The following is a 24,973-nucleotide window of genomic DNA, read 5'->3' on the forward strand; positions in this document are numbered from 1 at the left end:
CATACTCCCGCTCTTAATGGGGTGATGATCGACAGGGTGGAAACGCCGCAGCGCGCCTCGGAGGCAGCAACAAGAGCCTCGATCAATCTCAACCCGTTGATCTTGGCCCGCGACAGACTCGACAACGAACGAGCGCGCGGCACGTTTGAGGGAGACGATATGCGGCGAACACCGGCTTGGTTCGGCTTGTTGGTTTGCGCCGGATTGCTGGCCACCATCGCGGATGCAGCTGACCCAACCGGGCGTCTGGTCTTTCTGTCGACCCAACTGCGGCCGATAGGCGAGGCGCAGAAGATGCGCAACCTGGTCCTCAAGGAGTTCTCCCCTGAGGTCGACTACATCACCGATCTGCCGCAGCGACTTCTGACGCGCATAGAGACGGAACGACAGGTCGGTATGCATAACATAGATGTCGTGGGAGCGCTCCATGGAGAGTTGCAGCCGCTCGCGACCCTCGGCGCGTTGGTCCCGCTCGATGACCTCGCTGGCAAGCTGGCTGGCCGCGGCATCCCCAATCGACTGTTGGCACTTGGCAAATTTGGCTCCCCACACCAGCTCTATATACCCTGGATGCAGGCTGGCTACATCATGGTCGCCAACAAACAGGCGCTACCCTATTTGCCGAGTGGAGCGGACATCAATGCCCTCACCTACGATCAACTCGGGACGTGGGCCATAACGCTCCAGCAGAAGACGGGCAAGCGCCTGCTCGGTTTTCCAGCAGGCCCGCATGGGTTGATGCATCGCTTTTTCGAGGGCTTCCTTTACCCGTCGTATACTGGCGGGGTGGTGGTTCCGTTCCGCTCGGAGGCGGCGGAAGCGATGTGGACGCAGTTCGCGTCGTTATGGAGGAGTGTCAACCCGAACTCGACCGGCTACAATTTTATGGATCAGCCCTTGCTTTCCGGCGACGTCTGGATCGGCTTCGATCACATCGCCCGCGTGCTCGGGGCGCTGCGTCAGAAACCGAACGAATTTGTCGCCTTCCCCGCGCCCGCCGGACCCAAGGGGCGCGGCTACATGCCGCTTCTGGTCGGCCTGGCGGTGGTGAGGGGCGCGCCCGACATCGCTGAATCGATGGCGCTGATCGACTATCTGACCCAACCTGCAACGCAGATCACCTTGGCCCGTACCGTCGGCTTCTTCCCGGTGGTGAGTGCGAAGTTGCCGCCGGATCTTGATCTCGGCCTGAAGATGGGCGCCGGTGCAATTGCAGAGATGCAGTCGGCGAAGGATGCGCTGCCGGCGCTGCCGCCGGTCGGCTTCGGCGAGCGCGACGCCGAGTTCGACAGCGTGTTCATGGAGACGTTCCAGCTGATCGTCTTGCGGGGGCAGAAGACGCGCCCAGTTCTCGATCGCGAGGCAGAGACGCTGAAGCGCCTGATCAGCGAGACCGGTGCGTCGTGCTGGCAACCCGATCCTCCCAGTACTGGCGCGTGCCTGGTCCAATAACAGAGGGCTCGGTCCCTCGCTGCCGGCGGGACAGCGGCGGCCAACGGACGTCATTTACGCAACGGCTTCGATCAACTCATAGACGCGGGTTTCCGCCTTCATCCCCTTGGCGGTTACCGAACCGATGGCGTTGAATCGAAAGCGATGCTCGACGCGGTTGTGCACAGCCTCACTGACAAGGATCCTCGTCCCATACGCCTTGTTGAGTCCTTCGAGACGAGCAGCAAGATTCACGCTGTTACCCAGAACCGTATAGTTCATGCGTTCTGTCGAACCGACATTTCCCACCACGGCATCGCCGACATGGATGCCAATGCGAGCGACGAACGGTGGCAGCCCCTCGGCTTCAAACTGAGCATTCAGCACGTCGCTCGCCGCCTTTGCCGAAAGGGCGGCCCGACAGGCCCGCTCGACATGATCGGCCTGCAAATGGGGAGCGTTCCAAAACACCATCACCGAGTCTCCGATGAACTTGTCCACGGTTCCGCCCTCGGCAAGAAGCGCTTCCGTCAGCGCCGCGAAATGGCGCGAGGTCTGGCGCATCAGACTGTCAGGGTCGGCGGCTTCGGAAATGCCGGTAAAATTCGTCACGTCGGTAAACAGGATGGAGACCTCCCTCCTCGTTCCCCCAAGCTCGGTGGAGATCGAGCCATCGACGATTCCTCTCACGATGTCCTTCGGGACAAAGCGTGCGAACGACCAGATGCTGCGCTGGGCAACCGCCATCGTCCTGCCGAGTTCGTTGACCTCCGCGATATTCGATGTGACCGGAGCATCGCCCGGCGCCGCTAAAGCCTGGAGTCCCCTCGCTTGGGTAGTTATCCGTTTCAGCGAGGTCGACATCCGGCTGCCAAAGACCCAGGCCGCGGGCACAAAGCAGCTGCCGACGATCAGGGCAATGACTAGCCCCCTGAACTGCAATTTCCTGACGTTCTGTGAGAAATCATCTTCAGCCGCAAACAACATGGAATAGCCGCTGTATTGCTCTCCTTGAGAAAATTTTTGCACGCGAAAAAGGTAGTCTCGTCCATCTTCGCCGCGCACGCTCCCCTCAAAGCGATCGCGGCCGTCCCACCTTTGCATGACGGCGCCGACCAGCCCGGTCCGGATTTCCCAAATCTCGGGGAGCTGCGGACGCGAGGGATGAGCCCTGGCTTCATCCACGAGCCGCTTGAAGTCGGGGTGAGCGATGAGTACGCCGAACGAATCGAAGATGACGGCTGTTCCGTGCTCCCCCGGGCGTTGCGCGTTGACCAGCTCGCTGAACTTATCAAGCTTGAGGTCAGCGGCGATGACGCCGCGGACATGCCCGTGCAGAGGTGCACTCAGGGTGATCATCGGCGTGCCGATGCTGAATGAAGCATATGGCGGCGAAACGAGAGCCCTTCCTGCATGCAACGTATCGCGGTACCAGACTCGTTTTCTTGGGTCATAATTGTAGTCCGGCAGATCGACCTGGTCAGTCTTGTTGCCTTCGGCGTCTTCGAATATCCGCCGCATCGGCAATGCTCCGCCGGCAGTCGGGTGGACCAAATTGACGTTGTAAACGGCACCGGGTGGGGCACCCAGCTTTTGGCGCTCCGCCGGCTCGAGGACATCGAGGCGCCGGACCTGAAGCCAACAACCGTTTTCGTACCCGATATAGAAGCTATCCACCTGCTGCAGTTTCTGGAGCGCAGCTTTGAAGAGGACGATTGCGCTATCCTCCTCGTTCCTGTCGTCGGAGTCTGCGAGAGACGGATTCGATGACAGCACTTCAACGACGGAGCTCAGTCCGGAAACCTCAGCCTCGAGCCGACTAAGGGTGTTCGCACTGGCAGCATCCATGGCGGTAGAGGCCGCTGCTCTCGCGACCGCATGAAAAGTCTGGAGCTGGACAAGAATAAGACATGCCGTCAGGGTTGCAATGAAGGCGATCACAGCCGCCGTTATCGCGATCCTGAACGTAAGCATCTCGATTTGTCCCCTTGCTTCTTGACTGAGACCAGAGCTTCGAGGGGGACATTCCTTGATCTAGATCAAGATGAACCAACGCGATGCAGCTGTTTCTGCGTGCCCGAGGATCACTGCCTGTCTGCTGCGGAGCAATGAGTCCGGTATGGGCCCGTAGCTGACCTTTGCCAAGACCGCCGCAATGTGTACTTCCGGGAGATGAGCGGACCAAAGGTCGAGCAGCCGCCGACGTCCGCTTGTGCCCCCTTAACCGACTGCCGGTCCAACCACCAACCGAGAACACTTGCGTTGGCGTGTCAGCCTTTACCAGCCAATCGTGGCTCGGCTCACTGTGCCTGCTTCAAATAGGCTTCGACCTGACGTGTCGTGTTGCGCAAGGATGAGCGTGCTGACCAGCGGCCTCCGAGATCGCATCTGCAACAAAGTTTCGGCGCTCTATATCGACTGTCATCCCGCTCTCCGCGATTGAATGCCCCCCGGCCTCGAAATCTCGCCAGCACTTGCCTGCTCGATCGACATTTCAACTTCCTCGGGCGGTTTGATGTGACGGAACGACAGGAGCAGTGTGATATCGTAGGCGATCTTGAGAGCGCCGCAGATAACGAGCGGAAGCCCCGAAAATGCCGTACCGAGCATCGCGCCGGCCAAGCTCGGACTGACTGCGGAGGCGAGACTGCGCGGGACGGCAGTCACGCTGGCCGCCGCCGGGCGTTCCTCAGGCGTGACCACTGCCATCACGTAGGAGGTTCGTGTCGGCACATCCATCTGCGAGAGCGCTGCTCGGATCGAAAGCAGGACCAGTACGACCGTCAGATTCGGAAAGAGAGCGGCCGCGATCAGGCAGATGCTCGAGGGGATGTGTGTGAAGACCATTGTGTTGATCAGTCCGAACCGCTGCGACAGCCTTGCGGCGAGCGGATAAGAAAAGGCCGAAAGCGTGTTGGACCAGAAGAAGAAGAGGCTTGCGCTCGAAAGCGAAAGGTCGAAGCGCTCAAATAGCCACAAAGCAACAAGCGACTGGACGGCAAATCCGCCGGCAAATGCATCAACGCTGAAGAGTGCTGCAAGCCGATAGACAATTCGCCGCGAGGGACCAAGGACCGAAGCCTTCGGTCGTGCATCAATCGCGGGTGATGTTTGCGGCAGCAGTCGATAGAGGACTGCGCCAATGAGACCAAGGGCGGTATAGACGAAGAACATGGACTTCAGGGCGGTGAGCCTTGGCATGTCAAACGAGACAAGAAAGTCGGGCACAGTGGCTATCAAGGCGCCCGCCGCGGTCGACAGCCCTCCCATCAGACTATAGCGGGCAAAGACCTGCGTACGCTTCTGGTCGCTCGCATCGCTTGCCAGCAGCGCATGCTCGAGCGGCACGAAGATGCCAATATCTCCTGGCGAGGGATTGATGGTGCCGACAAAGGCCAGAACCAGAATGATCGGAAACGCCTCTGCGAACGGAAACGCCAGACCGGTCAGCATCATCGTGAGCGCGCTCAGCAGTAGGAGCGTCCGCAAGTCGCGATGACCTCCCAGCCAACCGACGCCCAGCGTGAGGACCGCGGTCCCCAGCAGGGCGCCGGTGGCAACCACGCCGATCTGGAAAGGGGAGTAACCAAGCTCGACGAGGTACGCCGGCAAAATGATCGTGGCAAAGCCGTCACCAAGCCCGCGCGCGGCGCGTGCTCCAAACAGGAGCGCGATTGCCGGCCGGGCCTTTAGCCGCGGTTCCGCGTTCTGGCTTGTGTCTGGCGGAACATTCATCCGCGCCACGCCTCCAACACGCCGGTTGTTGGCAGCCACGCAGTCGTACGCTCGCAGCGAGAGAGCGGGACAAACCCCTCCGGGGAAACGGCGGAACACAAAAAGGCTGTGGGAATGAGCTTAAGGGCAGGCATGCAGCGTCCTTCTCGGAAAACCGGACGCGATTCATGGGCATGTCGCCTCGTGGGGAGATCGCTTCCCCATGGGTGGAAGTAAGGCGCGCCCCACATGTTTGTCAAGGCGCCCTACGCTTCTCGCCGAAGCCTCGTTCAATTGCCGGCAGCTACGGTGTAGTCCGCGAAGTGCATGTGGCTGTCGGCCTTCGACCAAAGTCCGATCCGGCCGGAGAGCGGTTGCGACAGCGTGTGCTCCAAATAGAGCTTGCCATCGAGATAACCTTCTACCTTCGTGCCGTTCACGCGGACCTTGAGGTCGTGCCACTGCCGTGTCGCGGTCGGGGTGAAGAGCGCTTGCCGTTCTCGAACTTCCACAGCACGATGTTGTTCTCCAGACAGTTCGCCCGGACTGTCAGGTAGTCCCCGTTGGGCTTGAGGTTGCCGAGACGTTCAACGAAGCCCGCACGAGTTTCCAAGTAGCGTGGCAGGAGCTGGCCGCCTCGCGCACGGAGGCAGACTTTGAGACGTGGCGTCGCCAGCGTGACTGGACCGCCTGGAAGGACCGGATGCACCAGCTAACACTCCCGCTGCCGACACTGCGTCCGGAAGGGATTGCACGTTGCTTCTGGGGCGAGTTAATCACGAACCCGACGCTCGATGCCCATACCCACACCGCACACCGCCAGACCGCCGCATGAAACTCACCGCCGAACGTCCCTTCGCCAACCCAGACGCCGCAGCGCGCAAGCTGGTCGAGATCGCCACTAGCATCGAGCCCGTGCAAGACGGTCGCATCCATATCGAGAAGATCAACGCGCCGTTCCTCTATACGCTCAAGGCCAGCGGCCCGGAGTTCGGTGAGGGCATCAAGCATGCTGTCGAACGCGGCTGGCTCGAGCTACACGAGAGCGGGACTTTCGTGAGGATCTTAAAGACAGAGGCCGCCAACTGAGGCGGCTTCACTCTTCGCGGCAATCCATCCCGTCCGCAGCACGTTGCAGGCTTTATTCTTCCGCATGGCGCGGACGGGATCGTCCCGGTTCGCCGCAACAGGCCTAATTTTCGCGCGCCGATCGGCAACCTCACCAATGAACCGCAAGGCTCCTCCTCGCGACAGAACTAAGGGGCGAGTGGTCAAGTGAGCAGTATCATGCGTATGAAGACACTCGCGTCACATTTCCTTACCTGTATCGTGAGCTTCGCCGGTCTAATTGGGGCGCAGCAAGCATTTTCCCTTCAGGTGGATGTCAGCGCGAAGGCCGACATATTTGTTGATCAGTAGCCAATCGGGCGGTTAAGGGTGACAGGCTGTCCACTACGCGAGCACTGCCCAACGCTCAAAATGGATTGCTAGCGCCAAAATCGCGCTTTGACGCTCGTTGCAAGCCGCCGATTGATGTCGTGGGACGTTGTTTCGCCGACGCGGGATTGAGCCAGAGAATAGCCTGAGCCGAGCATTCCCCACCTGCTACGCTTTGGCCCCGCCGACTCGTATTGCGCGATCTGCCATTGCACCAGCGCAAAACGAATTTGGAACGGCTGCTGGCGCGCCGTCCGGATGGCATCACCGTCGCGCCCTTCGAGCGCGGCGAGATCGGCCTCGATCTATTCCGCGCCGCGTGCCGCATGGGTTTCGAAGGTCTCGTTTCCAGGCATCGTGACAGGCCTTACCGGGGCGGCCGACAGAAACACTGGACCAAGGTGAAGAACCGCAGCCATCCGGCGGTGGAGCGAGAACTGTGATCGTCTTCGTCTTCGTCTTCGTCAACACCGCCAAGCAGGTCGGCGACAAGGACCACAACGTGTTCGCCGATGTGGAAGCCGCCGAGAAATGGTTCGAAGAGAACGACCCCGAGGGCGTGGCGTTCGAGTATGAGGTTCTGGAGTGAGAGCTGCCGTTATCGCGGAGCTGGTTCGCGCTATTCGTTCCGCTCTCCAGCTGAGGAAAAACACCGGCTGTTAGGCCATGATAGCCTAATCATCTCGATGGGCACCAAGTCGCAAAGCCCGACACCTTCAGCGCGCCCTCACCTCGTGGCTCCGACCGCCTTCGTTGGCAACGATCCGTAGGATTCGCCCGCGCGGGCCACCGAGTCGCTGTGGGTTGTCCTGATCGCCGGATCGACCGGCGCGCTCGATGAAGCATCAGGCCGCTCTGTTGCTCGACCGTCTTGGTCGGCACGAACCGCATGTTGGGTCTCGTTACCGCCTCGCAAATCGCCTCCGTGTCGGTGGTGTCGTTCTTCTGCCGCTTGACGTAGGGCTTCACATAGGCGGGAGGCATCAACCGCACGGTATGCCCCAACGCCTGCAGTTCGCGGGACCAATAATGGGATGACGCGCAAGCCTCGATTCCTACCAGGCACGGCGACAACTTCTCAAAGAAGGACAGCACGAAACGGCGCTTGAGCTGGCGGCGGATCACCACCTGACCGGTTCCATCGACGCCATGCACTTGAAAGACCGACTTCGCGATATCCAGACCAATCGTCGAAATTGACTGCATAGGCTGCTCCTCCGAATCGTGGGAGCCTCAAACGGCGCCCACTCCTTGGCACTCTCGTGCCCGTGGAGGAGCCGTCCACAGCATCAAAAGTGGACCCAAAGGGCAATTTTCCGCGCTGCCAGCAGCGAAAATCCGTCGCCTGAAATCTATGTACCATCCTGAATTTGCTTGTATTTTACTGGCGCGCTCGGAGAGATTCGAACTCCCGACCCTCGGAATCGAAATCCGATGCTCTATCCAGCTGAGCTACGAGCGCATCCTGCCCGGGACCGGGCGGGTTCCGAGTTTCGTCGGGCTGGGGCGCCCGACCGTTCGGATGCATTGGGATTAGCAGAGAGGCTTGGCGAGCAAAAGCCCCACCTGCCCCATCCGGGCAGGTCGAAGGACATTCACCAGGTCGTGTTGAAGAGGCCGAAATGGGGCTGCTGCGCCACGCGCATCGGCCTGCCAAATGTCGGCTGGCCAAAACCATAATAAGTCGGCTGCCCATAGTAGTAGGGCTGCGGAGACCGCCTGGCGACCTTGCGCTTCGGCTGGACCGGCTTCTTGACCGACGCCGCATCGCCCTTCGGTTCCGTCGGGACGAATTGGGCGAAGGATTCGCGAACCCTTGCCTTGGCTGACATTTCGCCTGCCGGGGAGACGTTCGGCTGGGCGGGCGGCTGCGGAGCAACGCTCGCAGTATTCACCGGCGCGGTCGATGCAATCCTCGGCTGGCTGGTATCGAGCACCACACGTTCCGGCAGCTTACGATCCGAGCGTATCCGGATCAGCGGCGCCTCGTTGCTGGATGTCACGATGCTCTGGCCGACCGGCCCTTCGGGCAGCGCGAGATTCACGACCAATAGCAGCGCAAGCAATGCGCCGCCGACGAACACAAAATACCGAAGGATGGGCATCTGGCAGCGCTCCACCCGCACAACAGCACACGGGCCCTTCGCCTCAACCGGCGATCCTTTAATTGGTTCCTGTGCCGCCCGTCCGGTTCAACGACAACGCGAACTTTTTTCGTGATCGGCGGCGTGACGGTAACTTTTCCGCTACCGCGACAAACCGCCTTTAGACACGTCGCGCCGCGGCGAGCGAACACTTGGCCTGACTGGCGTTCACGTTAACGAAGCCGATTGGCACATGCGCAAAAGTCTTGCGGCTTTTCATGTTTACGGTTTCGGCAAGCACGCGCCTGCGATCGGTGAGATGGCTGCCGTCACGGCGGGTGAAGGCGCAGACGATCTCCAAATCCTTCACGGCGTAGTCGTTGTCATTTCGCAGCGTGAAGGTGACCAGCGCCCGCGATCCGAGCCCGCCACGGCGCCAGGATTGCGACGAAATCCGCAGGCGATCGAGCCCGGCCGGCACTGATGCCTCGGTCGTTGCTGCTGCCGGTGGCACAGACTGCGCAGGCTCCGGCTGGACGGTTGCCAACTCGATCCTGTCGCTCTCATTGCCTTCGGACGCGGACATCAGCCCCCAGGCGCCTCCGCCGACCAGCACCGCTGCCGCAAGCCACAACGGGCTTCTTCGCCTCACTGAGAACGCCGGTCTCAGCAACGCACCGAGTTTGACGAGACCGTTGAGATCGACGCGATAGAGCCTTGCGAGCATGGATGCGTCACCCGATATGCGACGACGCGCGTCTCGCGCCTGCCGTCTTCCTCCCTGGCGCGCCAATACGGTCGTCCCGCGGCGCTTGCCTAGACCAATCCTTCAACCCACAAGCCAGATTTGGGTTCCCGTGGGCAGCCGAATCTCGGGTAACAGGAATGCGCAAGTGGCGATCGACCGAGGGGACCGCTAACATGACCACGACGCCGCAAAGCCCGACGGGAGGAATGAAATGCCTGTAGTCACCTGGGATCATGTCCATCTGCGCAGCCCCGATCCGGAGGCGGCGGCGGCTTGGCTGCGGGACGTGCTGGGTGGCGAAATCGTGCGCGGCCCGGCGCGCATCGACGTCAAGCTCGGCGGCGCCAACATCTTCATTGCACCGCTCGAGCCCGGCAAGCCCATGAACCCGCCCCCGCCTCATCCCCATCAGGGCCTCGACCATTTCGGCGTCACGGTGAAGGACATCGATGCCGTCGCCGCCGAGATGAAGGCGAAGGGCGTTGAGTTCACGCGCGAACCGACGACGATCCGGCCCGGTGTTCGCGTCTGCTTCATCCGCGGCCCCGAAGGTATTTCAGTCGAGCTACTCGAGCGCGACAAGAAATACACCTGATCCTGCGGCGTGCAACATCACCCAATCCATCCACCGTAGCTCCTCCGAGCTACGCTGGATCGGACATCGTCAGGTCATGCTGCCCGGCATGAAGCAGCGGATCGTGACACCCATGTAGCCGTAGATCGGCCATACCATGGTGCGCCCGACCCGGTTCGGCTCCGAAATCACGGCTTCTTCCGGGACATCGACCCACACCAACTCCTGCTGCTGGCCGTAGATCATGAAGCCATAGCGCGGCACGCGGACACGGTAGTGCCCGTCCTTGCTTTCCCAGTCGGAATCCGAGATCGCCGACCCGTCGGCGTCGGAGCAACACGGCCCCTTGCCACTGCGCAAGCCGTCAAACCAGGCCTTCAATTCGGCATTGGTGTTGACGAATTGGCCGCGGTCGCGTGCGTGCCCGAAGGGGGCCGCAAGCGCCACCAGGAGTATGGCACAACCGAGTTTCGCCGCGCGTCTCCAGCGCGTTGAACGGCCGATCTGCCCATGACCTGGTTCACAACGGCTTGCTTCACAACTGACATTGTCTAGATGCGCACTGCATAGACGCGGCTCATCGCCGCCGGAATTGATCCAGTTGATCACGTTCGTCTTGCTCCAGCACCCCGCGGCCGGTGCAACTAGGGTTTATGCATTTCGCGGGCCAACTTGATTCGCTTCACATGGCCTCGCTGCTTTATGAGGCCGTCATACCCCTGTCATGCGCAAGCCGGGACAACTACGGCTTGGCGCCCGGGCCGCGGGCGAACTCCCGCGTTGCACGAAGGATGGCGCTTTGGCATAAACATCGGACCGGCGCGCCACGGGGCGAAGGCAGCCGGCCGCGGGACGTCATGAAGAATGGTCTTTATTCGATTCACGTGACGCTGCTCGATGGACGCGTCGGCAAGGGCAGCGGCGTAATCCTGTTTCGCGACGGTCAAATTCTCGGCGGCGATGCCTATCTCTATTACACCGGCAGCTACACGGTGAGGGACAACACCTTCAAGGGCGAGGTGCTGGTACAGCGGCACACCTCTCCGCGCGGCGACGACAATCCCCTGTTCGGCGGTCCAGCGCCGGTCGGCATCGGCGTCAGCGGCATCTTCACCGATTTGCGCGCGGAGATGACGGGAACCGCGCTCGTCGGCAAGGCGAGCCTGATCTTTGGCGCCACGCTGCGCAAGCTCGCAGACATCGATTAAGGACGCGCTATTCCGCGGCCTGCTCCAGCGGCGCGACGCGCGGCAGGATCATCTGGATGCGCGTACCACCGCCCGGCTCGGAGTCGAGATCAAGGCGCCCGCCAAGCCGGTTGGTGACGATACTGTAGACGATGTGCAGGCCGAGGCCGGTGCCGCCCTGGTCGCGTCGCGTCGTGAAGAACGGATCGAAGGCACGGCGGCGGACGTCGAGCGACATGCCGCAGCCATTGTCGGAGAAGATGATCTCGACATTGTCCTTGCCGGATTCGCGTACCTGGATGTCGATGAGGCCTGGCCGCCCGTCCGGAAAGGCGTGCGCGACGGAATTGAGGAACAGGTTGGTCAGCACCTGGCCGTACGGGCCGGGATAGCTGTTCATGATCAGGTTGGGCTGGCACTCGACATTGAGCGTCAGGTTGTGCTTACGCAGGCCCGGTCGCAGACTCAGCACCACCTGCTCTGTGAGATCGGCAAGATCAAAGCTGCGCTGATCCGAATAGTTCCGGTCGGCGGCCACCTGCTTGAACGACTGGATCAGCTCGGCGGCACGGTTGAGATTGGCGACGAGCTGCGAAGACGCATCGCGGCTGGTGTTGAGATAGTCGTTGAGTGTCGAGCGGCGCAGCTCGCCGCGCTCGACCTCGGCCGAGAACACCGCCGTCTTGCGCTCCAGCGCGGACGCCACCGTCAGGCTGATTCCGACGGGATTGTTGACCTCATGCGCGACGCCCGCGACCAGGCGCCCGAGTGCGGCAAGCTTCTCCGCCTCGATCAGCGAGGCCTGGGTCTCGCGCAGATTACGCAGCGCAGTTTCGGCGGCCTCCTTCGCTTTGCGCATCTCCTGCTCGCCGCGCTTGCGCTCGCCGATGTCGAGCGCCACGGTGACGATCCGCTCGATCTCGCCATCGGCATCGAGCAGCGGCAATTTGTTGACCAGCCACTGCCGCATGTTGCCGGAGGAATCCTCGTACTCCTCCTCGTAGAAGCCGAGACCCTTGCGGAACTTCAGCACCCGCTTGTCGTTCTCGTCGGTCTTGGCCGCGCCATAGCGCGACATCAGGTCGGCGGTGGTACGACCAAGCGCGTCACCGGGCTCGATGCCGAAGATGCCCGCCATATAGCGGTTCATCAGCACGTAGCAGAGATCGCGGTCCTTCACGTTGATGACAGCCGGCACGGTGTCGATGACCTGCTGCAGCAGCCGCCGGCCTTCGGCGATGGCGTCTTCCGCGCGCTTCTGGTCGGTGATGTCGCGCAGCGTACCCTCGTAGCGCACGATCCTGCCCTCCTCGTCGCGGACGCCGGTCGCGCTGTCGGATAGCCACAGAATGTTGCCGTTGCGCTGGCGCACCTGGTACTCGAACTCGCGCACCATGCCGTCGCGCTCCATCAGGCGCTGATATTCTTCGCGCGCCTCGGCATGGACGTAGATGGTGTGCGCGATGTCGTTGATGCTGTCGATGAGGTGCTGAGGGCTGTCATAGCCCATCATCCGCGCCAGCGCCGGATTGGCATTGAGGAGATCGCCGGCCGGCGTGGTAACGTAAATGCCGTCGACCGAGCCCTCGAACAGCTTGCGATAGCTTTCTTCCGCGAGGCGCTGCTCGGTGAGCGCGCGAACCGCCGCCTCGCGCGCGGTGTCTGCCTCTTCCAGCGCACGGCGGAACACCTCCGCGGCGCGCGCAATGTCGCCAATCTCGTTGTCGAGATCGGCGGACGGGATGGACGTGTTCTTCTCGCCCGCCGCAAGCGCGCGGATCGAGCGCGCGATCTGGGCCAGTGGACGCACCGTCCGGCGCACCACGAAACCGGCGGCAATGATGCCGATCAGCACGCCGATGGTGCCGAGCACGATGCTCTGCCACCTCGCCTCCGCGAGCGTCCGGGCGAAATCGCGCGACAGCACGTGCCCGCGTCGCGCGCTGACCTCGCGCAGCAACTCGGTGACGCGCCCGATCAGCCGTCCCTCGGTCCCCAGCACTTCGCTGTCGATATCGGCGATCTGACGTTCGCGGACCGCGACGGCGATGATGGCTTCGGAATAGTTGTTGACCGCCGATCTCAGCCTTGCATCGGCGATGGTCAAGGTCCGCATGCCTTGCGCCGCCTGCTCGGCGGCCGACGGATTGCGCGCCAGCAAGCCGAGCGCGATCCGGCTCTGAGCTTCCGACAACCGGGACGCGAGCTCCCGATCGCCGGTTTCGGCAACGGCCGTGTCGAACGCCTCGCGCAGCGGCGGCAGACCGGCGAGCAGCTGGGCACGGCGATCGATCAGGGTCGAGATCCGGTCCAGCCCGCTCCGATAGGTCGCAAGGCGCTCGGTGACCCCATCGATCATGTCCTGCTGCTCGGGAGCGAGCTCGATACGGGTCTTCTTCAGGATGTCGCTCAGGGTGGAGGCGGCTTCCCCGACCTGCTTGAACTGGATGCCGGCGCCGGGGTCCGTGACGAAATCACGTGCGGCCAGCCGCAATTCGTTCATGCGGCGGTCGATATCCTCGGCAAGGTCGCCGACGCTCTGCAGGCGCTGGAGCTCGGCGAAGGTCGAATCGATGTGGCGGATCGCGATCACGCTCGCGGTCGAGGTGACGATGATCACGGCCAGCACCAGAATGAAGCTGCCGAATGTCAGTTGGCCGATCGAGAGCGAAAACGCTCGCTTCGGGTGCGAATTCGGCATCAGTTCGGCAGGCATTTGGTCAGGACCGGACTCCATACGGCCCCAATATACGACGTATTCCACCCCCGGGGGAACATGCCTCGACCGGCCGGCGGGGCCGGTTTTTACGATACCTTAGCCATCCGCGCAGCGCTTCCCGGGATGGTCATGGCGGCGACGCCGATGACGACTGAGGCGAGCCCGATCCACGCCGTCCGGCTCAGGCTCTCGCCGAGGAACGCCACGCTGATGGCAACACCGATCGGCACGCGCAGATAGGCCTGCGCCGTGGTGCCGACCGAGCCGAGGGTCTGGATCAGGCGGAAATAGATTACGAAGGCCGCCGCGGTCGAAAACACGGCGAGCGCCAGCAGCGCGAGGACGGAACCTGCCGAGGGCGACAGCGTCCAGGGCTGCTCGATGGCGAGCGAGGCGGGCATCAGCACCGCGGCGCCCGCAAGCAGCGAGCCTGCGGCGGGCGCCATCGGATCGAGCCCCTTGAAGCCGCGGCCGAAGATGGCCGCGCAAGCGTAGCAGAGCGTTGCCGCAACGATCGCAGTCTCGGCGGCGAGGCCGCGGCCGATGTCATGGAATGCATCGACGCCGACGATCAGGCAGATGCCGGCCATCCCGGCGACGACGCCGAACAGTTTTCGCGCCGTGGTGGTTTCGTGCTGGGTCACAAGGGCCGTGAACAGGAAGGTGAAGATCGGCGCGGCCGAGTTGAGGATGGTGGCGAGCGCCGCATCGACATAGCGCTCGCCCCAGGCGATCAGGGTCCACGGAACGACGCTGTTGAGGCAGGCCTGGAAGGCGAAGCGGCGCCAGGTCGCAAGATCAGTCGGCATGGCGATGCCGCGCAGGCGCATGACCATCAGCAGCAGCGTGCCCGCGATCGCGGTGCGCGCCGCGATCAGCGTGATCGGCGCAATGGTGGCGACGCCGAGCTTGATGAAGGTGTAGGAGCCGCCCCAGAGCGTCGCAAGCAGGAGCAGCAATGCGAGCTCGAAGGTGATCGTCGATTGCCGCTGTGAGGCGTCCATGGCGCGCGTTCCGTCCGGATATGACCGGAGCGGACTCTACAGCGCCGCCAGCAAAAATAGTTCGTCGCCTATCGAAGTGTATCAGCCGAGGGCGCCGACCTCGAACACCTCCCCGTCATAGCCGGCCTCGCGGGGGATGCGGAGCTGGCGGCCCGTTTCAGTCTTCGTCATCACCGGCATCACCGTGACGATGGACATGCCGCGGGCATGCTCGAGAGCGGACGTCACCGTCGGCTGCTTGGCGAGCCGGATCAGATTGCGTGTCGTCGGGAACGGCAACTTGAACCGGCCGCTATCGCCGCCCGCCACGGCTTCGCGCGGGGAGACCCAGATCGAATCCGTCGACTCCCTTCCGTCATGGGCGCCGAGCTGATCGGGCGGCGCGGCGGCGAGGAAGAACCAGGTGTCGAAGCGCTTTGGCATGCCCTCCGGCGTGATCCAGTGCGCATAGGGCACCAGAGCATCGAGCACAAGCTGGAGGCCGTTGTCAGAGAGGATGCTGAGGAAGCTGATTTTGTGCTCGTTGAGCGCAACGCGATGAGCGTCCGAGATCGCGCCGGCACGCTTGGCGTCGACCGGCGCGGAGGAGCCCTTGTCCCGCGCCAGCAGGATGCCGCTCTCCTCGAACGTCTCGCGGATCGCGGCGATCCGGAAGCCGAGATCGTCTTCCGAAAGCCCCTCGCCGCCCGCGTAAAGCGCAGGCCGCGCGATGATCTCCTTGTCGCCGGCATCGACGCTGCCGCCGGGAAACACCAGCGCGCCCGAGTTGAACTCGATCTGATGGTGACGCACCATCATGAAGACTTCGACCTCCTTGGCTGCGCCGTCGCGCAGCAGGAGGATCGTGGACGCAGGGCGTGATGCAGCGGCTTCAAGCATGCAACTAACCTGCTGCGCTCGATTGCGGCTGGAGATTGGCGCGCTTGTCGATGCGGGCCACGCGCGACAGCAGATACTCGACCTCCGCTTTCGCCGCCGGCGTGATGGTCGCGCCGGGCTTGCGCTGCGCGCTGGAGGCGATGATGCCGCGCTTCTGGAGCACGTATTTGCGCACCGCAAGGCCGGCGCCCGGCTGCTGCTCGTAACGGATCAGCGGCAGATGGGCGTCGAACAGATCATGCGCGGCATCGCGCTTGCCTTCCTTGGAGAGGCGCACGACGTCGATCAGGAGCTCGGGGAAGGCATAGCCGGTCATTGCACCGTCGGCGCCGCGCTCCATCTCGAAGTCCAGGAACATGCCGCCATTGCCGCAGAGGATCGAGAGCGGCCGCAGCGAGCCGTCCTTTTGGAAGTTGCGCAAGGTCGAAATCTTCTCTAGCCCCGGCCAGTCCTCGTGCTTGAGCATCACGCAGTTCGGATTGTCCATGACGATCTTGCGGATCACTGCGGGGGTGAACACAACGGAGAGCGTCAGCGGATAATCCTGAAGCACCCACGGCACGTCGGGCCCGATCGCTTCGGCCGCCTGCTTGAAATAGCCGGTGATCTGATCGTCGGTGCGCAAGGACGGCGGCGGCGCAATCATCACGCCGGCGGCCCCCGCATCCATCGAGGCACGCGCCAGCGAGCGCATGGTGGCAAAGCCCGGCGCGGAGACGCCGACGATCACCTGCATCTTCTTCGCCCGCTTGACGAAGCGCACCGCCACCTGCTCGGCCTCGACGGCATCGAGCTTCGGCGCCTCACCGAGAATGCCGAGCACGGTGACGCCCTCGCAGCCGACCTGCTCGTAGAAATCGGTCAGGCGGTCGATCGAGCGCTCGTCGATCCGGCCGTCATCATGGAACGGCGTCGGCGCGATCGCGAAGGTGCCCTTGGCTTCGGCGGTCAGTTTCATAAGTCCTTATCCTCTGTTCGTCAGTCCGGGGCGACTCGCAGAGCCGAACCCGGAATCTCTAGGTTCCGGGTTCGATGCTTCGCATCGCCACGGAACGACCATGGCCTAAAACCGCCGCGCCGACTTCTTGATCTCCTCCTCGGAGAAGAAGATCTCCGTGGCGTGATCGACGACGTCCTGGGCCTTCCAGCCCGTGTGCGGCGGTTTCCAGCCTTCCATCTCCATCATCCGCATTTCGCGCACGCCGCGCGGCCCGGACACGCCCAGCACCTTGCCGGTCTGGTCGCCCGACAAATCGCTGACCATGTATAACACGGCCGGCGCGATGCCGTCCGGCCCGAGCGCCGCCGAGGGGTTCTCCTTATAGCGGGGCAGGTCTGCGGTCATGCGGGTCAGCGCGCCCGGCGCCAGCGTCCAGATCCGGATGTTGTATTTGCGGCCCTCGATCGCCAGCACGTTGGACAGGCCCCAGATGCCGCCCTTGGCCGCGCCGTAATTGGTCTGGCCGAAATTGCCGATCAGGCCGGAGGTCGAGGAGGTGTTGACGATGACGCCTCCGCCATTTTCCCGCATCCAGCGAAACACCGGCAGAGTGCAACAAAAGGTGCCCTTCAGATGCACCTTGATCACCGTATCCCAGTCGGCTTCCGCAGCCTTGGCAAACGTCTGGTCGCGCAAAATGCCGGCATTGTTGACGAGAATGTCGGCGCGGCCAAAGTGCTTGATGGCGTCGTCGAACACGGACTGACCGCCTTCCATGGTGGAGATGTCGGCGCCGTTGGCGACCGCACGTCCGCCTTCGGCCTTGATCGCGTCGACCACCTGCTGCGCCATCGACTTGTCGGCGCCGGAGCCGTCACGGGGACCACCGAGGTCGTTGACGACGACCGCCGCCCCTTCCCGCGCGAACAGCTTTGCGTAGGCCTCACCGAGCCCGCCGCCCGCGCCGGTGATCAGCGCAACCTTGCCGTCGAGTAGTCCCATGGTGGCTTCTCCCTGTTTTTTGTTGCCATTCCGGGGCAGCGCGCAGCGCTGAACCCGGAATCCAGAGGTGTGGCGCGAGATTCCGGGTTCGCGCTTCGCGCGCCCCGGAATGACGGAGATCAGCTAACCCAGCACCGTCTTGCCGTTCTTGATCACGGTGACGCCGCGCGACTTCACCTTGGCTTCGAACGAGATCACGTTGCCGTCCCTCCACATGTCCATGGTCACGGTCTCGCCGGGATAGACGGGTGACGAAAACCGCGCGATGTGCTGGCGGAAGGCACCCGGATCGTAGTCGGCATAGGTCTGGAGCACGCCGCGGCAGGTGATGCCGTAAGTGCACATGCCGTGCAGGATCGGCCGAGGGAAGCCGGCCTTCCTGGCGAACTCGGGATCGCTGTGCAACGGGTTGCGGTCGCCGCAGAGGCGATAGACCAGCGCCTGGTCGGGGCGCGTGGAGATGTCGACAGTTCTATCCGGCGCGCGCGACGGGATCTTGTGCGGATCGGGCTGGGTCAGGTTCGGCCCGCCAAAGCCGCCGTCGCCGCGGGCAAAGCGCGAAGCGACGAGGGTCGCGAGCTTCTCGCCCTTCTCGTTCTTCAGCACGGTCTGGTGACTGATCACCACGCCCTTGTCCTTGCCCTTGTCGTAGACCTCGAGCACCGAGGAGTCGGCGGTGATGTGAGCCGCAGGCGGCAGCGGCTGGTGGAAGGTAATGTCACGCTCACCATCGACCACCATGACGCGGTTTAGATTCATCTCGCCCGGCCCCGAGCCCCATGCCGCGACGGACGCAAACGTCGGCACCACCTTGAGCGGCCGCGGCGTCAGCGTGCCCTCGTTGACGAACGCGAGCTCATTCTCGTCCATGGGATCAGCACCGAGCCCGATGCCATAGGCGTACAGCATCACCTCGCGATCGCTGTAGGCGTATTTCTGGCCGAGGTTTTTGAGGTTCTTCAGCTCTTCATATCTGGCGGGCATGTTTTTCGATTTCCTCCGGCTCCGCGAACGGCGGCGCCCGTCGATGTACCCTCTCCCCTTGTGGGAGAGGGCTGCGAGAACAGTATCGCGAACTCTTTTGGGTGAGGGGTTTGCCTCCACACAGAAACTCTCCCCGCGGAGAGATACCCCTCATCCGGCGCTGCGCGCCACCTACTCCCACAAGGGGAGAAGGGAAGAAGCTAGACCGGCGTGAAGAACGGCAGCGGTGCGCCGTCGGTGGACTTCCACACCACCTTCACCTTCTGCCCGATCTTCAGCGTCGTCAGATCACAATCGACGAAGTTGGTCTGGAGCGACGGGCCCTCCTTCAGCGTGACATAGCCGATCGCATAGGGCCCGGTCGGCGACTTCCGCATCAGGCTGTAGGTGTAGATCGTACCCTCACCCGAACTCTCCTCCCAATCCGTCTTGTCGGAGAAGCAGAACGGGCAGATCGCGCGCGGGAAGTAGTGCGCTTCGCCGCAAGACGTGCAGCGCTTGATCATGAACTTGCCTTGGCGAGCCGCTTCCCAGAACGGCGCGGTCTCCGCGTTTGTCACCGGGGCTGGATACTTCTTCGCTTCGCTCATCACACGCGCTCCAGAATGGCCGTCGAGGCGGCATGGCGGACGCCCAACAATCCGCCGGTGCCGTGGGCGATGGCGAGATCGCAATTGGGCACCTGCACCTTCGGATGCGCCTCGCCGCGCAGCTGCCTGACGGCCTCGATGATCTTGGTCATGCCGCCGCGGTTGACGGGATGATTGCTGCAGAGGCCGCCGCCATCGGTGTTGAACGGCAGCTTGCCGACGCCCGAGATCAGATTGCCGTCGGCGACGAATTTTCCGCCCTCGCCCTTCTTGCAGAAGCCGAGGTCCTCGAGCTGCATGAGCACCGTGATGGTGAAGCTGTCGTAGATCGAGGCGTATTTGATGTCCTTCGGCGTGATGCCCGCTTCCTCGAAGGCTCGCGGGCCGGACCACACGCCGGCGGAGTAAGTGAGATCGAGATCCTTGCCGCCGCGTGGCCCCTTCATCGCTTCGCCATGGCCGATCAGGCGCACCTGCGGCTTCTTCAGGCTCTTGGCAATCTCCGGCGTCGTCACGATCAGCGCGCCGCCGCCGTCGGAGACGACGCAGCAATCCATCCGGTGCAGCGGATCGGAGATCATCGGCGAGTTCAGCACGTCCTCGACGGTGACGACGTCCTTCAGCATCGCATGCGGATTGTATTGCGCGTGATGGGAGGCTGCGACCTTGATCCAGGCGAGCTGCTCTGAGGTGGTGCCATAGTCGTGCATGTGGCGCATGGCACACATGCCATAGGCATTGTGGGTGGTCGCGCCATAAGCGGACTCGAAATCGAGCTCGGCGCCGGCCGCGCGCGGCGGCATCGGGCCGGTGCGCGGCTTGCCGGCGAGCGTGATCAGCGCGACCGAGCATTTTCCCGCAGCGATCGCCTCGGCCGCGTGACCGAGATGAATGATGTAGGAACAGCCGCCGGTTTCGGTGGAATCGACATGGCGCAGCTTCTTGGTGTTCAGGCCGAGATAATCGACCATCGGCCAGGCGCCGCCGGGCGCATCGCCGGCGCAGAAATAGCCGTCAACGTCGTCCTTGCTGAGCCCGGCATCCTCGATCGCGCCCTTGGCGACCTCGGCGTGGAGCTGCGCGGTGGATTTGTCCGGCGCATGCCGGGTCGGGTGCTCAAAAATCCCGGCAATGTAGGTCTTGCCCTTGATGGTCAAGTCGAGTCTCCGCTGGCGTTTCTTCTTGCAAGGTTTTTCTGACGCGCTGCGGCGGCCTTGGCAAGCGCGGAAATATTCCGTGTCGCGAGAGCGCAGCGGGTGGGCGCAAGTGCACCGAACTCCCGTGTCCCGGACGCGCTGCAACGCGCCAGCGTTGCTGCGCTGCGTCCGGGGCACGAGAGCTTCGTGCCAAGTCGTACAGGTGATTTGTCCGACGGCACAAGTGATTTCTTTTTTATCGAAATGAAGCCCGTTTTATCGAAATCAACCCCATGCAAAGTAGCGGTGGTGTGTGTTGCCGGCCTGGGCAGCACAACGAATAGTACCCCTCCCGGTGAACCGGCTCGCACGTGGCGACCACAAATGGCACCGGCCGACGCCGTCACCGCGCGAGGGAGGCTGCACTGACCAAGGCTTCGATCGGCATTTTCTGCATCGGCGTGATCCTGCTGTTGGCCTCACGCGGCCAGGCGATCGCCGAGGACGTTCGCGTGAAGGGCTGCTTCGATCGCAGGTCGAACGCCGAGCAGCGCGACTGCCTCCACGATCTCTATCGCGCAGCGCAGGCCGAGCTCGACCAACTTTATCGGCAAACGATCGAGGACAAGACCGTTCGGGAAGCCGAAGCGCGGGCGCAAAATCCGTTGCCGCCGGGCTCCAGCTGGGCCGAGCGGATTGCCGCGAGTCAGAAGGCTTGGGAAGGCTATCGCGAAGCCGAGTGTTGGGGCGTCGTGGGACAGCCCGGCGGCTCGGGAAGCCGAACCTGGGCGTATGGTTGCCTCGCGGAGAAGACGTTCGAGCGGATCAGCGAACTGAAGGTGCCGTTCGATCAGCGATAATATCCAAGCTTCAAAGTTACTGGCAGGGCTCTGGCTCAAGCTTCGTAGGGTGGGCAAAGCGAAGCGTGCCCACCTCTTATGCCGAGATCGCGGCGAGATGGTGGGCACGGCGCTTTGCGCCTTTGCCCACCCTACGAGACCACCCTACTCCGCCGCGATCTGCCTTGGGGCCGGCGGCGGGCTCGCGAGGTCGGCGGCGAGCTGGGCGTAGCGGGCTTTGGCGGCTTGCACCGCCTTTTCCTTCACCGGGCCGTAGCCGCGGATGCGGTCGGGCAGCGACAGCAGTTCGACTGCGGTGTCGTGGGTGATCGGCGACAACAGGCCGAGCACGGTGGCGACGTCCTTCTGGTAGCCGTTGATCAGGTCGCGCTCGAGCTTGCGGTCGGCCGAGTAGCCGAAAATGTCGAGCGGGGTACCGCGCAGGAAACGGAATTTTGCGAGCCACCGGAACGCGCCCAGCATCCACGGCCCGAAGGCGCGCTTCTTCGGGCGGCCCTGTGCATCGACGCCGGACGCCAGGATCGGCGGGGCGAGGTTGAAGCTGAACTTGAAATCGCCTTCGAACTGGTCGCGGAGCTGCTGCTCGAACTGGCCGTCGGTGAAGAGCCGCGCAACCTCATACTCGTCCTTGTAGGCGAGCAGCTTGGCGTAGTTGATCGCCACCGCGCGCGGCAGCGCATCGCCATAGCCGCCTTTGACCGCGGCGTCACGGACCTGGTCGACCAGCTTCCGATAGCGCTTGGCAAGGCGTCCGTTCTGGTAGGCGGTGAGATGCTTGGCGCGATGCTCGATGATCTCGTCGAGGCTCATTGCCTCAAGGCTCTTCGGCGCGATCACCTCGTCCGTTCCCTTCAGCATGTCGGCGAGCCGCTTGGGATCAGCCGCCGCAAGACGGCCGAGGCGGAAGGCTTCCTTGTTCATCTTGATCGAGACGCCGTTGACCTCGATCGCCTGCTCGATCGCCTCGGCGCCGACCGGCAAGAGCCCTTTCTGATAGGCGTAGCCCATCATCATCATGTTGGTGGCGATGGCATCGCCAAGGAGCTGCTCGGCAGGCTTGGTGAAGTCGAAGAAGGTGGAGTCCTTGTGCAGCGCGGTTTCCAGCACCGCATTCAGCTTGCGAGTCTGGAAGTTGAAATCGCGGTTGAGGATGAAATCGGCGGTGGGGATGAGGTGGCTGTTGATGATGCCGCGGGTGCGGCTGCTATCGCAGAGCGAGATCGTGTCCTTGGCAACCGCGACGACCTCGTCGGCGGCGAGCACGAGATCGGCCGTGCCCGTGACGATGCGCGAGCACGTCACCTCCGCCGGATGATCCGACAGGCGGACGTGGCTCAGCACCGCACCGCCCTTTTGTGCGAGGCCGGACATGTCGAGGATCATCGAGGCCTTGCCCTCGATATGGGCGGCCATGCCGAGCAGTGCGCCGATGGTCAGGACACCCGTGCCGCCGACGCCACCGACGGCGACATTGTAGGGCTTGTCCAGCGCCGGACGCGAAGCGGGCTCCGGCAGCTCGCCGATGTCAGCAAGCTCGGCCGGGGCGCGATGGCGCGGCGCACCGCCGTCGATCGTTACGAAGGACGGGCAAAAACCTTTCAGGCACGAATAGTCCTTGTTGCAGGAGGACTGGTTGATGGCGCGCTTGCGGCCGAACTCGGTCTCCAGCGGCTCGACCGAGATGCAGTTCGACTGCACCGAGCAGTCGCCGCAACCTTCGCAGACCGCTGGGTTGATCATCACGCGACGCGGCGGATCCTCCATCAGGCCGCGCTTGCGACGGCGGCGCTTCTCGGCGGCGCAGGTCTGCACGAAGACGATCGCGGACGTGCCCTTGTACTCCCGGCACATCTTCATGACGTTCTCGAGCTCGTCGCGATGATACTTCTTCACGCCGGGCGCGATGGAATCGGGCGGATATGCGTCGGGATTTTCCGAGACCAGGTAGATCTCGCTGATGCCCTCGGCGTGAAGCTGGGCCATGATCTTCTGCGGCGAGAGATCGCCGTCATGGCGCTGGCCGCCGGTCATGGCCACCGCGTCGTTGTAGAGGATCTTGTAGGTGATGTTGGCTTTGGAGGCGATCGCCTGGCGGATGGCGAGAATTCCCGAGTGGAAGTAAGTGCCGTCGCCAAGGTTCGCAAAAATGTGGTTCTCGTTGGTGAAGGGGGCGATGCCGACCCACGGCACGCCCTCACCGCCCATATGCGTAAACGTCTCGGTCGAGCGGTCCATCCACAGCGCCATGAAATGGCAGCCGATGCCGGCGAGCGCGCGGCTGCCTTCGGGGACCTTGGTCGAGGTGTTGTGGGGGCAGCCTGAGCAGAAGTATGGGGTTCGAGAGACTGGCGCGGTGGCCTGCATCTGGGTCGCCTGGCGGCCGTTGAACCAGTCGGCCTTGGCGCGGAGCATCTCGGCGATTTCAGGATTGAGATTAAGTCGAAGCAGCCGTTCGGTGATCGAGCTTGCAAGCGAGGCGACGCTGAGCTCGGCAGCGAAGGTGAGGAAGCGCTTGTCGTGATCGTCCATCTTGCCGACGATGCGCGGGCGGACGTCGTCGCGCCAGTTGAACAGCTCCTGCTTAACCTGGTTCTCGACGATCTCGCGGCGTTCCTCGACGATGAATATCTCCTCGAGGCCGATGGCAAACTGCCGCACGCCCTCCGGCTCCAGCGGCCAGGGCATGCCGATCTTGTAGAGGCGCAGGCCGATCTTCGCGGCGACTTCCTCGGTAACGCCGAGCTCGCGCAGCGCTTGGCGCACGTCCTCATAGCTCTTGCCCGACGCCATGATGCCGTAGCGGGCGTTCGGGCTATCCATCGTGACGCGGTTGACCTTGTTGGCGCGCGCAAAGGCGATCGCCGCATAGCCCTTGTAGTCCTGGAGGCGCCGGTCCTGCTCGAAGCGATCGTCGGGCCAGCGCAGATTGAGGCCGCCGGGCGGCAGCTCGAAATCTGAGGGGATAATGAAGGGCTTCATCTCGTCGGTGAGATCGATCTCGGCGGTGGTCTCCACCGTCTCCGTGATCACCTTCATGCCGACCCAGCAGCCCGAGTAGCGCGACATCGCGATACCCAGCAGGCCCATCTCGATCATCTCGTGGATGCTGGAGGGATAGAGATACGGCATCAGCGCCGAGATGAAGGCATGGTCGGACTGATGCGGAACGGTCGAGGACTTTGCGCCGTGGTCGTCGCCGGCAAGACACAGCACGCCGCCATTCTTGGCCGAGCCCGCGGCATTGCCGTGGCGGAAGACGTCGCCACAGCGGTCGACGCCGGGGCCCTTGCCGTACCAGATGCCGACCACGCCGTCGTACTTGGCACCGGGCGAGAGGTTGAGCTGCTGTGAGCCCCAGATCGCGGTCGCGGCGAGATCCTCGTTCACGCCGGGCTGGAACTTGATGTTGTACTGCTCGAGATGCTTTCGGGCGGCGAAGAGCTGCTGGTCATAGCCGCCGAGCGGCGAGCCGCGATAGCCGGAGATGAAGCCCGCGGTGTTCAGCCCTGCGGCGCGGTCGCGCCGGATCTGGGCCATGGGCAGGCGGACCAGCGCCTGGATTCCCGTGGTGAAGACATGTCCGGTGGATTGGGTGTATTTCTGATCGAGACTGATCGGACCCTGGTTGATGCCCATTTTTGTCCTCTTCGCCCTCTTAAGTCGTTGGCGTGCCCGTTGTTTTTA

General features: G+C 63.1%; 22 protein-coding genes, 1 tRNA gene and 1 pseudogene. 7 read left to right on the forward strand and 17 right to left on the reverse strand.

Annotated elements, in window-relative coordinates; genetic code table 11:
• Positions 1–159 precede the first annotated feature (159 nt).
• Positions 160–1,452, forward strand: a complete 1,293-nt coding sequence (locus tag NLN62_RS45720) for an ABC transporter substrate-binding protein (protein WP_371933148.1) — start codon at positions 160–162, stop codon at positions 1,450–1,452.
• 54 nt (positions 1,453–1,506) lie between these two features.
• On the opposite strand, the gene NLN62_RS45725 is transcribed toward NLN62_RS45720, so the two are convergent.
• From NLN62_RS45725 to NLN62_RS45735, 3 genes are all read right to left on the reverse strand, one after another.
• The gene (locus tag NLN62_RS45725) at positions 1,507–3,405 is read right to left on the reverse strand and encodes an adenylate/guanylate cyclase domain-containing protein (protein ID WP_254113085.1); all 1,899 of its coding nucleotides are present in this window, start codon (positions 3,403–3,405) and stop codon (positions 1,507–1,509) included.
• 447 nt (positions 3,406–3,852) lie between these two features.
• Positions 3,853–5,166 (reverse strand): MFS transporter, encoded by a 1,314-nt coding sequence (locus tag NLN62_RS45730; protein WP_254113086.1) that lies wholly within the window; start codon positions 5,164–5,166, stop codon positions 3,853–3,855.
• A 269-nt stretch (positions 5,167–5,435) separates the two neighbouring features.
• Positions 5,436–5,657: a hypothetical protein gene (locus tag NLN62_RS45735; RefSeq protein ID WP_027525975.1), complete on the reverse strand. Its 222-nt coding sequence runs from the start codon at positions 5,655–5,657 to the stop codon at positions 5,436–5,438.
• Between the two features lie 319 nt (positions 5,658–5,976).
• Here NLN62_RS45735 and NLN62_RS45740 point away from each other — a divergent pair, with 319 nt between their 5' ends.
• The 3 genes from NLN62_RS45740 (at position 5,977) to NLN62_RS45750 (ending at position 7,171) form a co-directional block, all read left to right on the forward strand.
• Positions 5,977–6,234 (forward strand): hypothetical protein, encoded by a 258-nt coding sequence (locus NLN62_RS45740; RefSeq protein ID WP_027525976.1) that lies wholly within the window; start codon positions 5,977–5,979, stop codon positions 6,232–6,234.
• Positions 6,235–6,812: 578 nt separating this feature from the next.
• Positions 6,813–7,025 (forward strand): hypothetical protein, encoded by a 213-nt coding sequence (locus tag NLN62_RS45745; RefSeq protein ID WP_371933088.1) that lies wholly within the window; start codon positions 6,813–6,815, stop codon positions 7,023–7,025.
• Positions 7,022–7,171 carry a hypothetical protein gene (locus tag NLN62_RS45750; protein ID WP_254113087.1) on the forward strand — a complete coding sequence of 50 codons (150 nt, stop codon included), beginning with the start codon at positions 7,022–7,024 and terminating at the stop codon, positions 7,169–7,171. Before NLN62_RS45745 ends, NLN62_RS45750 begins: the two co-directional genes overlap by 4 nt.
• A 239-nt stretch (positions 7,172–7,410) precedes the next feature.
• Here the strand turns inward: NLN62_RS45750 and NLN62_RS45755 are convergent.
• From NLN62_RS45755 to NLN62_RS45770, 4 genes and pseudogenes are all read right to left on the reverse strand, one after another.
• Positions 7,411–7,788: pseudogene (locus NLN62_RS45755) on the reverse strand (transposase); the annotation flags it as partial.
• Between the two features lie 179 nt (positions 7,789–7,967).
• Positions 7,968–8,044 (reverse strand) — tRNA-Arg (locus tag NLN62_RS45760).
• Between the two features lie 133 nt (positions 8,045–8,177).
• Positions 8,178–8,687: a hypothetical protein gene (locus NLN62_RS45765; protein ID WP_254113088.1), complete on the reverse strand. Its 510-nt coding sequence runs from the start codon at positions 8,685–8,687 to the stop codon at positions 8,178–8,180.
• Between the two features lie 160 nt (positions 8,688–8,847).
• Positions 8,848–9,393 (reverse strand): hypothetical protein, encoded by a 546-nt coding sequence (locus NLN62_RS45770; RefSeq protein WP_035663915.1) that lies wholly within the window; start codon positions 9,391–9,393, stop codon positions 8,848–8,850.
• Between the two features lie 232 nt (positions 9,394–9,625).
• On the opposite strand from NLN62_RS45770, the gene NLN62_RS45775 reads away from it, so the two are divergent.
• Positions 9,626–10,009 (forward strand): VOC family protein, encoded by a 384-nt coding sequence (locus NLN62_RS45775; RefSeq protein WP_027525979.1) that lies wholly within the window; start codon positions 9,626–9,628, stop codon positions 10,007–10,009.
• Positions 10,010–10,078: 69 nt separating this feature from the next.
• On the opposite strand, the gene NLN62_RS45780 is transcribed toward NLN62_RS45775, so the two are convergent.
• Complete coding sequence (locus NLN62_RS45780) at positions 10,079–10,597, reverse strand: hypothetical protein (RefSeq protein WP_027525980.1); 519 nt, start codon at positions 10,595–10,597, stop codon at positions 10,079–10,081.
• 248 nt (positions 10,598–10,845) lie between these two features.
• On the opposite strand from NLN62_RS45780, the gene NLN62_RS45785 reads away from it, so the two are divergent.
• On the forward strand, positions 10,846–11,196 hold the full coding sequence (locus NLN62_RS45785; protein WP_027525981.1) for a GrlR family regulatory protein: 351 nt from the start codon (positions 10,846–10,848) through the stop codon (positions 11,194–11,196).
• 7 nt (positions 11,197–11,203) lie between these two features.
• On the opposite strand, the gene NLN62_RS45790 is transcribed toward NLN62_RS45785, so the two are convergent.
• From NLN62_RS45790 to NLN62_RS45825, 8 genes are all read right to left on the reverse strand, one after another.
• Positions 11,204–13,891: a PAS domain S-box protein gene (locus NLN62_RS45790; protein ID WP_254113089.1), complete on the reverse strand. Its 2,688-nt coding sequence runs from the start codon at positions 13,889–13,891 to the stop codon at positions 11,204–11,206.
• Positions 13,892–13,980: 89 nt separating this feature from the next.
• Positions 13,981–14,898: a DMT family transporter gene (locus tag NLN62_RS45795; protein ID WP_027525983.1), complete on the reverse strand. Its 918-nt coding sequence runs from the start codon at positions 14,896–14,898 to the stop codon at positions 13,981–13,983.
• A gap of 81 nt (positions 14,899–14,979) precedes the next feature.
• Complete coding sequence (locus NLN62_RS45800) at positions 14,980–15,777, reverse strand: NUDIX hydrolase (protein ID WP_254113090.1); 798 nt, start codon at positions 15,775–15,777, stop codon at positions 14,980–14,982.
• Between the two features lie 4 nt (positions 15,778–15,781).
• Entirely contained in the window at positions 15,782–16,735 is a 954-nt protein-coding gene (locus NLN62_RS45805; RefSeq protein WP_027525985.1) for a dihydrodipicolinate synthase family protein, read from the reverse strand.
• Between the two features lie 105 nt (positions 16,736–16,840).
• The gene (locus NLN62_RS45810; RefSeq protein ID WP_027525986.1) at positions 16,841–17,719 is read right to left on the reverse strand and encodes an SDR family oxidoreductase; all 879 of its coding nucleotides are present in this window, start codon (positions 17,717–17,719) and stop codon (positions 16,841–16,843) included.
• 123 nt (positions 17,720–17,842) lie between these two features.
• The gene (locus NLN62_RS45815; RefSeq protein ID WP_254113091.1) at positions 17,843–18,703 is read right to left on the reverse strand and encodes a MaoC family dehydratase; all 861 of its coding nucleotides are present in this window, start codon (positions 18,701–18,703) and stop codon (positions 17,843–17,845) included.
• 200 nt (positions 18,704–18,903) lie between these two features.
• Positions 18,904–19,293 carry a Zn-ribbon domain-containing OB-fold protein gene (locus NLN62_RS45820; RefSeq protein WP_027525987.1) on the reverse strand — a complete coding sequence of 130 codons (390 nt, stop codon included), beginning with the start codon at positions 19,291–19,293 and terminating at the stop codon, positions 18,904–18,906.
• On the reverse strand, positions 19,293–20,450 hold the full coding sequence (locus tag NLN62_RS45825) for a thiolase domain-containing protein (protein ID WP_254113092.1): 1,158 nt from the start codon (positions 20,448–20,450) through the stop codon (positions 19,293–19,295). Before NLN62_RS45825 ends, NLN62_RS45820 begins: the two co-directional genes overlap by 1 nt.
• Before the next feature lie 350 nt (positions 20,451–20,800).
• On the opposite strand from NLN62_RS45825, the gene NLN62_RS45830 reads away from it, so the two are divergent.
• Positions 20,801–21,289: a lysozyme inhibitor LprI family protein gene (locus NLN62_RS45830; RefSeq protein WP_254113093.1), complete on the forward strand. Its 489-nt coding sequence runs from the start codon at positions 20,801–20,803 to the stop codon at positions 21,287–21,289.
• 144 nt (positions 21,290–21,433) lie between these two features.
• On the opposite strand, the gene NLN62_RS45835 is transcribed toward NLN62_RS45830, so the two are convergent.
• On the reverse strand, positions 21,434–24,925 hold the full coding sequence (locus NLN62_RS45835; protein WP_254113094.1) for an indolepyruvate ferredoxin oxidoreductase family protein: 3,492 nt from the start codon (positions 24,923–24,925) through the stop codon (positions 21,434–21,436).
• Positions 24,926–24,973 lie beyond the last annotated feature (48 nt).

Source organism: Bradyrhizobium sp. CCGUVB23 (genome assembly GCF_024199885.1).
In the GTDB taxonomy this organism is placed as follows: domain Bacteria; phylum Pseudomonadota; class Alphaproteobacteria; order Rhizobiales; family Xanthobacteraceae; genus Bradyrhizobium.